The following is a 14407-nucleotide window of genomic DNA, read 5'->3' on the forward strand; positions in this document are numbered from 1 at the left end:
ATATGAGTAATGAAGATTTTAACAGTATAGCATTTGACTTACCTTTAAATAAGTCTAATGTGATTAAAGTAATAGGTGTCGGTGGTGGCGGTAGTAATGCCATTAAACACATGTTCCAGCAAGGAATAAAAGGAGTAGATTTTGTCATCTGTAATACAGATTCACAAGCGCTAGATAATAGTCCAGTGCCTAACAAAATACAATTAGGTGTAACCTTAACAGAAGGTCTAGGAGCTGGAGCAAACCCAGAGGTAGGTGAGCGTGCTGCGCAAGAAAGCATTGAAGAATTGCGTGGTATGTTAGATACTAATACTAAAATGGTATTTATTACCGCTGGTATGGGTGGTGGAACAGGAACTGGTGCTGCGCCAGTGATTGCTCAGGTATCACGAGAGATGGGCATTCTTACTGTGGGAATTGTAACCACACCATTTAATTTTGAAGGTAAAGTACGTAACGAGCAAGCACAGCTGGGAATAGAAAAATTCCGTTCTCAGGTGGACTCCTTAATAATTATTAATAATAATAAGCTTAGAGAAGTTTATGGAAACTTAGGTTTTAAAGCAGGTTTCTCAAAAGCAGATGAGGTACTTGCTACTGCCTCACGTGGTATTGCAGAGGTTATAACGCATCACTACACGCAAAACATTGACTTGCGTGACGCAAAAACCGTTCTTTCAAATTCTGGAACAGCCATTATGGGAAGTGCTCAGTCTACAGGAGCAAACCGTGCCCAAGAAGGGATTATTAAGGCTTTAGATTCTCCTTTGTTAAATGATAATAAAATCACTGGTGCAAAGAATGTATTGCTACTTATTGTTTCTGGATCAGAAGAAATTACCATTGATGAAATAGGAGAGATTAACGATTTAATCCAGACAGAAGCTGGTGGTGGTGCAAATATCATTATGGGTGTAGGAGAAGATGAATCTTTGGGAGACGCTATTTCTGTAACCGTAATCGCTACGGGATTTAATAAAGAACAGCAAAATGATATCTCAAATACTGAGGCAAAACGCATCATTCACACCTTAGAAGATGAGCAGCGCGCTAGTGCCGTTTTACAAGAGAAAACGACCGATGCATCCCCAGGAAAAGTTATTATGGACCTAGATGATAGTGTTGATGATACAGGAGATATAGATAACGCTTTCGCGAAAGCGGAATCACCACAACCTGTAGTTGCACCGCAGCCTACAGAGCCTGTGAAAATTATACACACACTAGGTGAAGAAGAACCTGAGCCAATAATGCCAGCGGTTAAAGAAGAGAATACTTTAATACCAACTACAGAGTTTATTTCAAACCTAAATGTGGTATATGAAGAAGTGCTGGATAAGGTAAAACCAACAGAATTTGTAATAACAGAAGCACAACCTGAAGCGACTCATCTTGAAGAAGAGATTGAAGAAGAAAAGGATCAATTCTTTTTAGATTTTGATATGCCTATGTCTAATAAGGAAACTATAGAGCCAGAAAAACCTATTGTACATAATCTAGAAGACATAGAAGTTAACGACCCTATTAACGTGATTCCTGTAACTGAAGTAACAACAGATGGAATAACTAAATACTCACTAGATGATTACATGGAAATTGAAGAAACCATGAATCAAGCTAAGCCTGTCAATAAGCAGCCTGAACAAGTTGCAGAAGAGGAAATTCAGATTGTGACTAAAAGTGCGCCTACAGAGCCATTAAATAGTACTGTGGTAAAAGAAATAGCTGTTGACGATGTAGATCTTACAGACTTACCTATCAATGAAATGTTAGTGCTTAGAGCCGAAGAACGTAAGCGTAAAATGCATGCTTACAATTTCAAGTTTAAGAATTCACATAGACTTGAAGAAATTGAAAAAAAGCCTGCTTTTGAACGACATGGTGTACAGCTAGATGAATTGCCTAGTGAGGCTGATCGCTCTAGAACTACACTTTCTACAGATGAAAATGATGATATACAGTTGAGGACAAACAACAACTCATTTTTACACGATAATGTAGATTAAGAATTGCTTTCCCTAAAAGCAGTAGGCCCGAATTCTTAAGTAGAATTTGGGCTTTTTTATGAAGTGTTTTGAAATCGAGTTTGTTGTATAAGGTCATTATAAGCCTTATTTTTATGGCCTTAAAGAATACATACTATGAGTTTAGAAAAAGATATCATGACCGCTATGAAAGAGGCCATGAAAGCAAAAGATCAAACAGCTCTTGCCGCATTACGTGCTGTAAAAAGTGAATTATTACTTGCCAAAACATCAGGTGATACTGCCGATTTATCTGAAGAAGATGAGATAAAACTTGTTCAAAAACTAGTTAAGCAACGTAAGGATAGTGCACGTATTTTTTCTGAACAAAATAGAGAAGATCTTTCAGAACCAGAACTAGCACAGGCAGCTGTTCTAGAACAGTTTTTACCAGAACAATTAAGTGAAGAAGAAATCGCAAAAGTGGTAGAAGATATTATAGCCCAAACTGGCGCAGCAGGAATGAAAGATATGGGTAAGGTTATGGGTATGGCAAATCAGCAACTAGCTGGTAAGGCAGATGGTAGAACTATTAGTACCATAGTAAAGAACCAGTTAACATAGACATCAAAGGGCCACGTAGCTCAGCTGAATAGAGCACTGGATTTCGGCTCCAGCGGTCACAGGTTTGAATCCTGTCGTGGTCACGAATACATTGAAAAAGGTCAAAGGGAATTGAGTTAGCTCAAAATTTCTTTTGACCTTTTTTATATAAAGCTCAGTAATTTTAAAATTGAAATAAATAATTTTTACATAATTTGGAATGTAAGTGGGATACCATTTTTCATTGCAATTGTTATATTAAGTGATGGGTCGATATGTTATTATATATAATTAGTTCGATTGAGATGATGGGCAGGATCACAATGCTGTGATTAATAATAAGCTGTAATTAAGTAATGATCTTAGCCAGTAAAATCAGGTATAGTAAGTCATAATTATTAAATTTAAATACATGTTCATAAATTAAATTTATACCTATGGTTATAAATGTTACACAACCATATAATTAAATTTTATACATTTACCATTGTGAGTAAATTAATTAGCATATCTATCTCTATAATTATCCTGATGCAAAGCTTCGGGATACAAATTAATGATATCTCGCAAATTGATGAATTTATAGAACACGCTCAATTTCATAATGAGGAATATGGAGATAATATTATCGTCTTTATAGCAAAGCATTATGGAGAATTAAAGGCAGAACATGCTCAAGACCATCAAGAAGAAAAAGAGGAACATGAAGAATTACCTTTTCAACAGCAGTCTCAATTAACTTCAATTACAGCTATTGTATTTAATACTCAAAGGTCAGAGTTAAAATTATTAGAACCATTAGAGTATAAAAAGCATAATTTCTTTTATCAGGCACCATCTTCATCATTGCATTGTGATGGACTATTCCAGCCGCCTAAGTTTTCATAAATATCCGTGTTAATTCCATTTCATTCTCTTGCACAACTGTGTTATAGAGGATAATAACATTTATTATTTATGAAAAATGCTATCAAATATTATCAATTTCAGCATCAAGAATAAACTCATTATTCTTCTATTTACTGTATTCATCATTGGGTTCGGTTTATATTCTCTTACTCAAATTCCCATAGGTGCCGTACCAGATGTTACTAATAATCAAGTACAGGTAATTACCACATCTCGTAATCTATCTACACGAGATATGGAACAATTCATTACATATCCTGTAGAATTAGAAATGGCAAATTTACCTGGTGTGCAGGAAATTCGCTCGGTTTCAAAATTTGGATTATCCGTGGTTACTATTGTCTTTGATGATGATATGGGAACCTATCTTCCCAGACAGCTTATTGCCGAGAAGATAAAATCTGCAACAGAGAAAATTCCAGAAGGTTTTGGAACACCTGAAATGGGACCTATAACCACAGGACTAGGTGAGATATATCAATATATACTTGATGTAGAGCCAGGTTATAAAGATCAGTATACTGCACAAGACCTGCGTACCATACAGGATTGGATAGTAAAAAGGCAATTATCTGGTATACCTGGCGTGGTAGAGGTCAATACATGGGGTGGATTTTTAAAGCAATATGAAGTTGCTATTAATACAGAAAAATTAAACGCGATGGATATCACATCGCAAGAAGTATTTATAGCCCTAGAAATGAACAATAGTATTTCTGGTGGTAGTTACATAGAAAAAGTAAATCAGGCTTATTTCATAAGAGGAGAAGGATTAATATCCTCTATCGATGATATTAATAATATAGTCGTTAAGAACAGTGATAATTTCCCCATTTACATAAAAGATGTAGCGACTGTAGATTATGGAAGCGCACCACGTTTTGGAGCCATTACAGGTAATGGTGAAGGCGAGAAAGTGCTAGGACAGGTCATGATGCTTAAGGATGCAAACTCTAAAAAAGTCATCGATGCTGTTAAAGAACGAGTAGAGTTAATATCTAAGTCATTGCCTGAAGGTGTTTATATAAACGCTTTCCTCGATCGCAGTGAATTAATCGCTAAGACTACATTTACCGTTTCAGAGAATTTAATATTAGGATGTTTAATCGTCATTTTTATTGTTGTTTTATTACTAGGTAGCGGGCGATCAGGCCTTGTAGTAGCATCGGTGATACCGTTGTGTTTATTATTTGCATTATCTCTTATGTACGTTTTTGGGGTAGACGCAAACCTTATGAGTTTAGGAGCGATAGACTTTGGTATTATCATCGATGGAGCAGTGATTATTGTAGAATTTATTGCTTTTGAGATCACCAGAAAGAAAGATGAGATTCTCGCTTTCGCGAAAGCGGATCAACAACACATTAAAGATAAAATTACCATTAATGGTGCGTCAAAAATGATGAACTCTGCAGTGTTTGGGCAGCTCATTATATTGATTGTTTTCATACCTATCCTTTCCTTATCTGGTGTAGAAGGCAAGATGTTTAAACCGATGGCACTCACATTTAGTTTTGCATTGATAGGCGCGATGATTTTGTGTTTTACATATGTGCCAGTAGTAGCGTCCATCTTTCTTAAGCCATCCACAATATCAGATAAAAATATATCTGTGCGATTAATGAAGTGGTTGCATGAAATTTATGAACCTGTTATTGAATGGGCATTAGTAAGTAAACGCATCGTCCTATCTATCGCAGTTCTTTTATTATCCTTATCTATTTATTTATATGCCACGATGGGCGGTGAATTTGTACCTACACTAGATGAAGGTGATTTTGTTATACAACCAGTACTTAAAACTGGTACTTCATTAAGTAATACGGTGGCGATTACAACACAAATAGAATCTATATTACTGGATGAATTTCCTGAGGTGAAACAAGTGGTAACTCGTATAGGTGCTGCAGAGGTTCCTACAGACCCTATGTCTATGGAAGAAAGCGATGTTATTATAGTTTTAAAACCAAAAAGTGAATGGAAATCTGCATCTACAAAAGATGAATTAGCAGACAAATTCAAAGAAGCGCTAGCCATTATTCCGGGAATGGAAGTTGAATTTACACAACCTATTGAGATGCGTTTTAATGAGTTAATTACAGGTGTAAGAGCAGATATTGCCATTAAAATATTTGGCGACGACCTGGATGTGTTAACTAAAAAAGGTAATGAAATAGGAACCTTAATAGAAAACGTTCCTGGGGCTGCAGACGTGTCTGTAGAGAAGATAGCTGGATTGCCTGAAATGAATGTAAAATTCAACAGATTAAAAATAGCTCGATATGGTCTTAACATTCAAGAAGTAAATGACATTATTGCTATGGGATTTGCCGGTCGCCAGGCTGGTAGCGTTTTTGAAGGTGAGAAACGATTTGATTTAGTCCTCAGGCTAGATAAAAAAAATAGACAGGATATTGAAGATTTAAAAAATCTTTACATTGATGTGCCTAATGGTGGTAAGATTCCTTTAAGTGAACTTGCAGAGATAACCTATCAAAAAGGAGCTGCAAAAATTTCTAGAGATGATACTAGACGTAGAATTGTAGTAGGTGTCAATGTACGTAACCGCGATTTACAGTCTGTGGTAGGTGATATTCAAAAATTAATTGATGATAATGTAGAATTACCAGTAGGTTATAACATCACATATGGTGGTCAGTTTGAAAATTTACAGAGCGCAAAGTCCAGACTACTGGTAGCAGTACCTATTGCCTTAATTTTAATATTTATACTTCTTTATTTTGCATTTAAATCGGTTAAAGAGGCGTTGATTATTTACTCGGCTATACCACTGGCTGCGGTAGGTGGTGTTTTACTATTGTGGATAAGAGATTTGCCTTTTAGTATATCTGCAGGAGTAGGTTTTATAGCATTGTTTGGTATTGCAGTGTTAAATGGTATCGTATTAATAGAACATTTTAAAGAGTTGAAAAAAGAAGGTCGGTTTAACAATATTAATGATCTTATAAAACAGGGAACTAAAGATAGGTTACGTGCAGTATTGTTAACCGCTATGGCTGCTGCATTAGGTTTTTTACCTATGGCAATATCGACCAATGCTGGTGCTGAGGTACAACGACCACTTGCAACCGTTGTTATAGGTGGTTTGATAACTGCAACTTTACTTACCCTAATAGTACTACCAGTGTTATATGCTTATTTTAATAAGCCTAAAGTTAAGTCAGCTACAAGCCGTAATGGAATAGTAACGACTAGCTTAATGATTTTTTCAATCGCGGCAATAGGTCAGGCACAACAACAGCCTATAGATTTAGAAACCTTGATTCCTATGGCGTTAGAGAATAATGCCAGTATCAAAGCACAAGAATTACAAGTGGATCATTCTAATGAGCTAGTTAATAGTGCATTTAGTTTTGATAAAACCCAGTTGTATTATGAGTTTGATCAAAACAACCTCGCGATTAATAATAAGCCGTTGAGAGTTTTGGGTATTCAACAGGACTTTAAGTTTCCGACGGTTTATTTTACTCAAAAGAAAGTGAATGAAGCAAATGTAGCATTGGTAACCAGTGCAAGAGATATCAATAAAAAGAATATTGAAAGAAAAGTAACCATTGCTTATTATCAGTATCAAATCGCTAGAAAAAAAGAGGTGGCACTTAAAACTCTCGATAGTTTATATACTAACTTTTCAAGTATGGCGACCAGACGCTTTGAACTAGGTGAGACTAATTATTTAGAAAAAATAACAGCTGCCTCAAAACAGAAACAGATCAATACTAAATATCTAGAGTCAAGGCTAGATGTTGTGTTAAGTTATAACGAGTTAAAGAAGCTAGTGCAGTCATCTGATACTCTTATATTGGTTGCAGAAAAAGATCTAAAAATCCCTCTAGAAAGGATCGATGTTGAGTCTAGTGTAGAATTGGATTATTATCGCAACCGAATTTCTTTATTAGATGCACAAAGGCAATTAGAGAAAAAACAATTATTACCAGGTATCAGTCTTCATTATTTTCAAGGAACTAATTCTGAACTGAATAGTAGTTTATATGGTTATCAGGTAGGTTTAAAAATTCCTCTTCTATTTGGAGGACAGTCCTCACGAATTAAAGCATCAGGTATAGCGCAGCAAATTGCATCTCAAGAGTATAATGAATATGATATTCAATTAAAGGCTCGATATGAAGCTCTTATGGTAAGAAGAAATCAATTAAATAATGCGCTATTATATTATGAGCAAGAAGGCACCGCGCTGTCTGATGAAATCCTCAAAACCGCGCAAGGAAGCTTTAAGAATGGTGAGATTGATTTTTATCAATTTATACAAAGCCTAGAAGGAGCCTATGAGATTAAACTAGATTGTCTAGAGCAGTTAAATCAATACAATAATGTAGTAATAGAAATCAATTACTTAACCTTATAAAATTAAAGACATGCAACGCATTATAAATAAATACACTTTTTTAATTCTATTACTGGTTCTAGCCAGTTGTGGTGAAAAAGAATCTACAAGTTTAGATAGTCAAACGTCAGACACTCATCGCAATGATGATAGGATATTTGTATCTACAGTACAGTTTGAAAATAGTAATATGACACTGGGAAAACTGATCCAGCAACCTTTTCCTATAACTGTAAAAACAACCGGAATGATAGATGTGCCACCAGAAAATAGAGCGGTCGTAAACGCAACAATGGGCGGTTATATTAAATCAACTCCGTTATTAATAGGTGATAAGGTGCGTAAAGGACAGGTTTTAGTGTCAATTGAGAATCCAGATTTTGTTAAGATCCAGCAAGAGTATCTGGAAGTTAAGGAGCAAATGACTTATTTGAGAGTGGAGTATGAGAGACACCAAACTATGATGGATGAAAACATTACCTCTCAAAAAAGTTTCTTAAAAGCAGAAAGTTCTTATAAAACTATAAACGCTAGATACACTGGATTGCGCAAGCAATTACAAATGTTAAATATATCTCCTTCTAATGTAGAAGCAGGCACGATTGTATCTGTAGTTAATATTTATGCACCTATCTCTGGAAGTATTACTAAAGTTAATGTAACTAGAGGTACCTATGTATCACCTGCAACAGCAATTCTAGAAATAATCGATAATGATCACTTACATCTAGAATTATCTGTTTTTGAAAAAGATATTCTGAAACTTCAAAAAGGACAAAAGATTAATTTTAAAATCCCAGAGTCATCAAATGAAACTTTCCTTGCTGACGTTCATCTTATCGGTACCACAATTGAAGATAATAGAACTATAAAGGTTCATGGACACATAAATAATGAAAAGGAAATACATTTTCTAACTGGTATGTTTGTTGAGGCAGGAATTGTGATTGATTCCGCTTCCGCGAAAGCGTTACCAGAAACAGCTGTTGCAAATATGGACAATGAAAATTATGTATTGATACTAGATGAAACTACTAATGCAGGCTATTATTTTACACAAGTTGAAGTTGAAATAGGTCAACAATTAAATCAGTATATTGAAATAGTAACCGATTCTAAATTCAACGATGAAACTAATTTTTTAATTAAAGGTGCTTTTAATCTAGTCGGAGAATCTGGTAGTCACGATCATTAAAAACTATGCATAATAAAGAAAAACATTATATCAATCGTAGTGCGTGGTTGAGAGCTGCTGTATTAGGAGCAAATGATGGGATTTTATCTACGGCTAGTATCATCATAGGTGTTGCCGCAGCGAGCACTACGAGAGAACCAGTTTTACTTGCTGGTGTCGCTGGGTTAGTGGCAGGAGCTTTATCTATGGCTGCTGGTGAATATGTTTCTGTTAGCTCTCAAACAGATATAGAGCAAGCTGATCTAAAACGCGAGAAACAAGAGCTGATAGATATGCCAGAGCAAGAGTTAGTAGAGCTTGCTAAAATCTATGAAGAAAGAGGTTTAAATCCAGCTACAGCAATAGAAGTCGCAAAGCAGTTAACAGCACATGATGCCCTAGGAACTCATGCAAGAGATGAACTAGGGATATCAGAACAGACCGAAGCTAAACCTTTACAAGCAGCTTTGTCCTCAGGTATTGCTTTTACAGTCGGTGGTTTCTTGCCAGTGGTTGTTGCTTATATGTCACCTCTTGATCTGATGGAATATGTTCAGTATGTATTTGCTATAGTGTTTTTAATCTTGTTAGGTGTTGTTGCTGCGCGTGCAGGTGGTTCTAGTGTTTTGAAAGCTATTTTTAGAGTGACTTTATGGGGTACACTGGCCATGGGAATTACAGCATTAATAGGGAATTTATTTGAAGTGAATCTATAAAAATCTATTATCGCATATTCTTTAAATCCTGTTATGGATTAACAGCACAACCTTTTGCTTCTTTCTTAACACCTAATTTTACTAGAATAGTTTCTAGTAAACACCACTTTGTAAATGCAGACTGTATAAGGTTAACACCTATAAATACCGTAAACCACATCCAGTTTGGGTTTACATAAACGGTTAACACCACGCTTAAAAGTACCATGGTACCTACGATTACTCTAAAATATGTATTTAACATTGCTTGATTTTATTATTTATAATTTTTCTTTTCTATCATATAATAAACTAATGGTACTACCAGTAGGGTCAATACAGTAGACACAATAGTTCCACCCATTAATGATATTGCCAACCCTTGAAAAATAGGGTCAAATAGTATGACAAATGCGCCTATAACAACTGTACCTGCTGTAAGCAAGATAGGAGTGGTACGTACCGCACCAGCTTCGATAGCAGCCTGTTTAAGAGGCACACCTTCGGCAGTTCTTAAATTGATGAAGTCTATTAATAGTACAGAGTTCCTAACCATAATACCGGCTAGGGCTATCATTCCTATAAAAGATGTTGCGGTAAAGAAAGCACCCATAATCCAGTGACCTAAAATAATACCGATTAGGGATAACGGTATGGCCACCATCATAACGATAGGTGCTTTAAAATTTTGAAACCATCCTACAATTAATATGTAGATTAAGATGATGGCTCCTAGAAATGCAATTCCCAGATCTCTAAATACTTCTAATGTTATTTGCCATTCGCCATCCCATTTTACCGTATAATCATCTTCAAAATCTGGTTGGCCTAAATACATTTCGCTAATACTGTAGCCTTCAGGCATAGGAATTGATTTTAATTTTTCTTCCATGCCTAGGATAGCATATGCAGGACTTTCTAGTTCTCCTGCCATATCTGCCATGACGTAAACGACTCTTTTTTGATTTTTACGATAAATACTTTTTGCACTTATAGACTCACTGATCTCTACTAAGTCTGCGATAGGTACCATGGTTCCCTGATTAGAAGCAACTTTAAGTTGTGAAATGTCTTGAATCGTTGACTTCTCTTTTTCATCTAGTGCTAGTACGATACCTATTTGCTGTACAGCATCTTCATCATATAGATTTGTTACTGGTCTATCAGATAGTGCTAGGTGCATTGTGTAGGCTATTTGTTGCGGTGCCACGCCATATAACATTGCCTTTTCTTTGTTGATAGTAAATTGATATTCAGTTTGGTCGTTTTCTACCATCCAGTCTATATCAACTACATCATCCGTGTTCTTTAAAATATTTTGCACTTCATTTGCTACAGTAATTTGCTGTTCATAATCTGGACCATAAATTTCTGCAACAATTGTGGAAAGTACTGGTGGTCCTGGCGGTACTTCAACTAGTTTTACATTAGCATTATACTTCGCAGCGATTTTTTGAATATCAGGACGCAATAAGCTAGCGATATCATGACTTTGTGCACTACGTTGTTCTTTATCAATTAGATTAACTTGTATGTCAGCCATATTACTACCACCACGCAAATCATAATGACGCACTAACCCATTAAAAGTGATAGGTGCAGATGTCCCGATGTAATTTTGATAATTGACTACTTCTGGTCTAGTAGATAAATACTGAGATATTTCTTGAGCGACCACACCAGTGCGTTCTAGTGTTGTACCTTCAGGCATATCTATGACCACTTGAAACTCGTTTTTATTGTCAAATGGCAACATTTTTACCGCAACAGAATTTGTGAAAAACAATCCCATGGTAACTAGTAAAATCAAAAAAGTACCACCTAGAAATAACCATCGTTTGAAACGATTTTCCATTAAAGGACGCTCAAATTTATTATACAGTCTATAAATAAGAGTTTCTTCAAGTGGTTTTTCTGTTTTTTCAACGCTACCTTTTTTATCTTTTTCTCTTAAGAATATATAACCTAAGTATGGAGTAATGGTTAAGGCTACAAATAAAGATAAAATCATAGCAATGGAAGCTCCTATAGGCATAGGTGCCATATATGGTCCCATTAATCCAGATACAAAAGCCATAGGTAATACAGATGCGATTACCGTAAAGGTTGCTAGGATAGTAGGGTTCCCTACTTCGTTTATAGCATATAAGGCAGCATCTTTAAAAGGCAATCGCTTCATTTTAAAGTGCCGGTGCATATTCTCTGCTATAATAATGGAATCATCTACTACAATACCGGTTACAAACACTAATGCAAATAAGGTGATCCTGTTTAAGGTGTAGTCCAGCATGTAATAACTCAATAAAGTTAATGCAAACGTGATCGGTACAGAAAGAAATACAACGAGTCCACCACGCCAGCCCATCGCTAGCATTACAACAAAGGTTACAGCAATAATAGAACCTATAAGGTGCAATAATAATTCTGAAACTTTATGAGATGCCGTCTCGCCATAATTACGTGTAATTTCTACTTGCACATCATCTGGTATTAAAGTCTTGCGCAGGTGTTCAACTTTGGCAATAATGACATCTGCAATTTTCATAGCATCTGCACCTTTACGTTTTGCAACAGATATAGTTACCGCTGGATATTCAGATAAGAAATCGGTTTTTTTATCACTTCCTTGACCAAAGCCTAAACTCACATAACTTTGAGGTACCTCTGGTCCATCAATTATTTGAGCGACTTGTTTTAAATAAATAGGTTGATTTTGTTGCACACCAACTACAAGATTTTCAACATCAGTAGTACTGGCTAGAAAATCACCAGTGTTAACGATAAACTCGGTGTCGTTTTTATCAAATTTTCCAGCATTAAGTTGTGCGTTATTAGCCTTAATCATTTGAGATACTTGCATAAAATCTAAACCACTAGAGGCTAGTTTATCCTTATCTAAAACAATTCTTAGTTGACGTTCTCTACCACCTATTTTATGTGTGATAGCGACATCGTTTATTTTCTTTATTTCGGCCTCTAATTCATGAGCCATCTGTCCTAGTTGATAATCGCTATAATTCTCACTCCATAAAGTTAGGCCTAGCATCGGGACATCATCTATGGCACGAGTTTTTACTAGTGGCATGGTCACACCTTCAGGCATTTGATCCATGTGTTTATTGATCTCGTTATAGAGTTTCACAAAACTGCGTTCAATATCCTCGCCCACATAAAACTGCACAATCACCATTCCTTGTTCCTTCATAGAAGTAGAGTAGACGTACTCGACACCTTTAATGTTAGAAATAAGTTGCTCGAGTGGTTTAATAACACGAGATTCCACCTCAGTAGGGCTAGCACCTGGATAACCTACAAAGATATCTGCCATAGGCACATCGATCTGTGGTTCTTCCTCACGTGGTATTAAAAATGAGCTGTATACTCCTACGACCATAAAGACGATCATTAAGAGCACAGTCAGCTTTGAATTCATAAAGACTTTGGCAACTTTACCAGCTAATCCTTCTTTCATTAGATATATTTTTTGGGCGTTTTAACAGGCTATCCGTTACAATCTTTTTGAAGGCAGTTTTCGCGAAAGCGAAAAAAACCACAAAAAGGATTTTCACTACTATCCTTAACGCAATATTGAATTATTGTATAGTCACTTTTGCACCGTTAAATAGCTTACCATTTGATGAGGTAATGTATTTTTCATCTGCATTAAGTCCTGATAATATTTCTACTTGATCACCTAGAGTTCTACCTAATCGCAACCAGCGTAGCATGGCTGTATTATTCTCGCTGATGGTGTACACACCAGTAAGTTGACCTTTTGTAATAAGTGCCGATGACGGAATTAGAACATTTTGATTTGCAGCTTTTCTTTCAATAGGGAAAGCAATAGTGGCAAACATGCCTGATAGAACCGGTACATCTGTTTTATCTAACGTTATTTTTACTAGATACTGACCACCAGTTTGTTGTGCAGATGTACTTACTTCTTTTACCTTACCAGTTAATGTTTGTTGAATGGAAGATATCGTTACCTGTACTTCTGTTTCTTTCTTAATTTGAGAGATCTCAGTTTCAGGTACCATAGCCATTACTTCAAAATCGCCAGGCGCTTCTATAGAAAGTAAAGGCTGTCCAGGATTTGCCATGTCACCTTTTGTAATGTTTTTGCTAGTAATAACACCATTAAAAGGCGCGGTTATATTAGAATATGCAAACTGAGCATTAATTTCATTTTTCATTTGCTGTGCACCTTCTAGACGAGCCTTGGCCATATTAAAATTTGCCGTGATGTCATCTAGTTCTTTTTGTGACGCACTATTATCTGCAAACAGGTTTTTGAATCTGTTGTAATCTTTTTGAGCGTTATTAAATGCTGCAGTAGCTTCGGTAATACTAGCGTTTACTTGTCCTTTTTTTGCCTGTAAATCTGCATTATTAATGGACACTAACAACTGACCTTTTTTTACTGGATCACCTACGTTAACTAGAACATTATTTACAAATCCCATCATGCGTGTACTTAATTGTGCGCTATTTGCGGCTTGCACTTTACCACTTACCGCAAGAAAAGGACTGCTATTGTTGTCAATTACTGCCTGTACCGTTACAGGAATTACAGGAGAATTGTCCACCACTGGTTGAGACTCTTTTTCACCACAACTCATTATTAGTAAGGTAAAGACTGCGGTTATTAGGATATATGATTTTTTCATTCTTTATATTTTATAAATAAAAAGCT

The 14407-nt window shown here is 35.9% G+C and carries 9 protein-coding genes and 1 tRNA gene; 7 read left to right on the forward strand and 3 right to left on the reverse strand.

The window, feature by feature from the left end; translation table 11 throughout:
• The first annotated feature begins 2 nt into the window (after positions 1 to 2).
• The 7 genes from ftsZ (at position 3) to ACJJVI_RS00615 (ending at position 9732) form a co-directional block, all read left to right on the forward strand.
• A complete protein-coding gene (gene ftsZ / locus ACJJVI_RS00585; protein ID WP_405349707.1) occupies positions 3 to 2006 on the forward strand; it encodes a cell division protein FtsZ in 2004 nt (667 codons plus the stop codon).
• A gap of 135 nt (positions 2007 to 2141) precedes the next feature.
• Positions 2142 to 2588 (forward strand): GatB/YqeY domain-containing protein, encoded by a 447-nt coding sequence (locus tag ACJJVI_RS00590; protein WP_405349710.1) that lies wholly within the window; start codon positions 2142 to 2144, stop codon positions 2586 to 2588.
• A gap of 9 nt (positions 2589 to 2597) precedes the next feature.
• Positions 2598 to 2671: transfer RNA gene (locus ACJJVI_RS00595), tRNA-Arg, on the forward strand.
• 385 nt (positions 2672 to 3056) lie between these two features.
• Positions 3057 to 3455 carry a hypothetical protein gene (locus tag ACJJVI_RS00600; RefSeq protein ID WP_036580495.1) on the forward strand — a complete coding sequence of 133 codons (399 nt, stop codon included), beginning with the start codon at positions 3057 to 3059 and terminating at the stop codon, positions 3453 to 3455.
• A 76-nt stretch (positions 3456 to 3531) separates the two neighbouring features.
• On the forward strand, positions 3532 to 7863 hold the full coding sequence (locus ACJJVI_RS00605; RefSeq protein ID WP_405349713.1) for a CusA/CzcA family heavy metal efflux RND transporter: 4332 nt from the start codon (positions 3532 to 3534) through the stop codon (positions 7861 to 7863).
• Positions 7864 to 7873: 10 nt separating this feature from the next.
• A complete protein-coding gene (locus tag ACJJVI_RS00610) occupies positions 7874 to 9037 on the forward strand; it encodes an efflux RND transporter periplasmic adaptor subunit (protein ID WP_042270713.1) in 1164 nt (387 codons plus the stop codon).
• Between the two features lie 5 nt (positions 9038 to 9042).
• Positions 9043 to 9732, forward strand: a complete 690-nt coding sequence (locus ACJJVI_RS00615) for a VIT family protein (RefSeq protein ID WP_042295489.1) — start codon at positions 9043 to 9045, stop codon at positions 9730 to 9732.
• Positions 9733 to 9763: 31 nt separating this feature from the next.
• Here ACJJVI_RS00615 and ACJJVI_RS00620 read toward each other — a convergent pair whose 3' ends face one another.
• The 3 genes from ACJJVI_RS00620 to ACJJVI_RS00630 form a co-directional block, all read right to left on the reverse strand.
• Entirely contained in the window at positions 9764 to 9976 is a 213-nt protein-coding gene (locus tag ACJJVI_RS00620) for a DUF2892 domain-containing protein (RefSeq protein WP_036580099.1), read from the reverse strand.
• A gap of 12 nt (positions 9977 to 9988) precedes the next feature.
• Positions 9989 to 13183, reverse strand: coding sequence for an efflux RND transporter permease subunit (locus ACJJVI_RS00625; protein WP_405349717.1), 3195 nt, complete (start codon positions 13181 to 13183; stop codon positions 9989 to 9991).
• Between the two features lie 121 nt (positions 13184 to 13304).
• Positions 13305 to 14381: an efflux RND transporter periplasmic adaptor subunit gene (locus ACJJVI_RS00630; RefSeq protein WP_042270715.1), complete on the reverse strand. Its 1077-nt coding sequence runs from the start codon at positions 14379 to 14381 to the stop codon at positions 13305 to 13307.
• Positions 14382 to 14407: the final 26 nt, after the last annotated feature.

Source organism: Nonlabens sp. Asnod3-H03 (assembly GCF_045063665.1).
Classification (GTDB): domain Bacteria; phylum Bacteroidota; class Bacteroidia; order Flavobacteriales; family Flavobacteriaceae; genus Nonlabens; species Nonlabens ulvanivorans.

Coding starts and splice junctions, on each gene's coding strand:
- ftsZ (WP_405349707.1), top strand. CDS start 3: ATGAGTAATGAAGATTTTAACAGTATAGCATTTGACTTACCTTTAAAT.
- ACJJVI_RS00590 (WP_405349710.1), top strand. CDS start 2,142: ATGAGTTTAGAAAAAGATATCATGACCGCTATGAAAGAGGCCATGAAA.
- ACJJVI_RS00605 (WP_405349713.1), top strand. CDS start 3,532: ATGCTATCAAATATTATCAATTTCAGCATCAAGAATAAACTCATTATT.
- ACJJVI_RS00610 (WP_042270713.1), top strand. CDS start 7,874: ATGCAACGCATTATAAATAAATACACTTTTTTAATTCTATTACTGGTT.
- ACJJVI_RS00615 (WP_042295489.1), top strand. CDS start 9,043: ATGCATAATAAAGAAAAACATTATATCAATCGTAGTGCGTGGTTGAGA.
- ACJJVI_RS00620 (WP_036580099.1), bottom strand. CDS start 9,976: ATGTTAAATACATATTTTAGAGTAATCGTAGGTACCATGGTACTTTTA.
- ACJJVI_RS00625 (WP_405349717.1), bottom strand. CDS start 13,183: ATGAAAGAAGGATTAGCTGGTAAAGTTGCCAAAGTCTTTATGAATTCA.
- ACJJVI_RS00630 (WP_042270715.1), bottom strand. CDS start 14,381: ATGAAAAAATCATATATCCTAATAACCGCAGTCTTTACCTTACTAATA.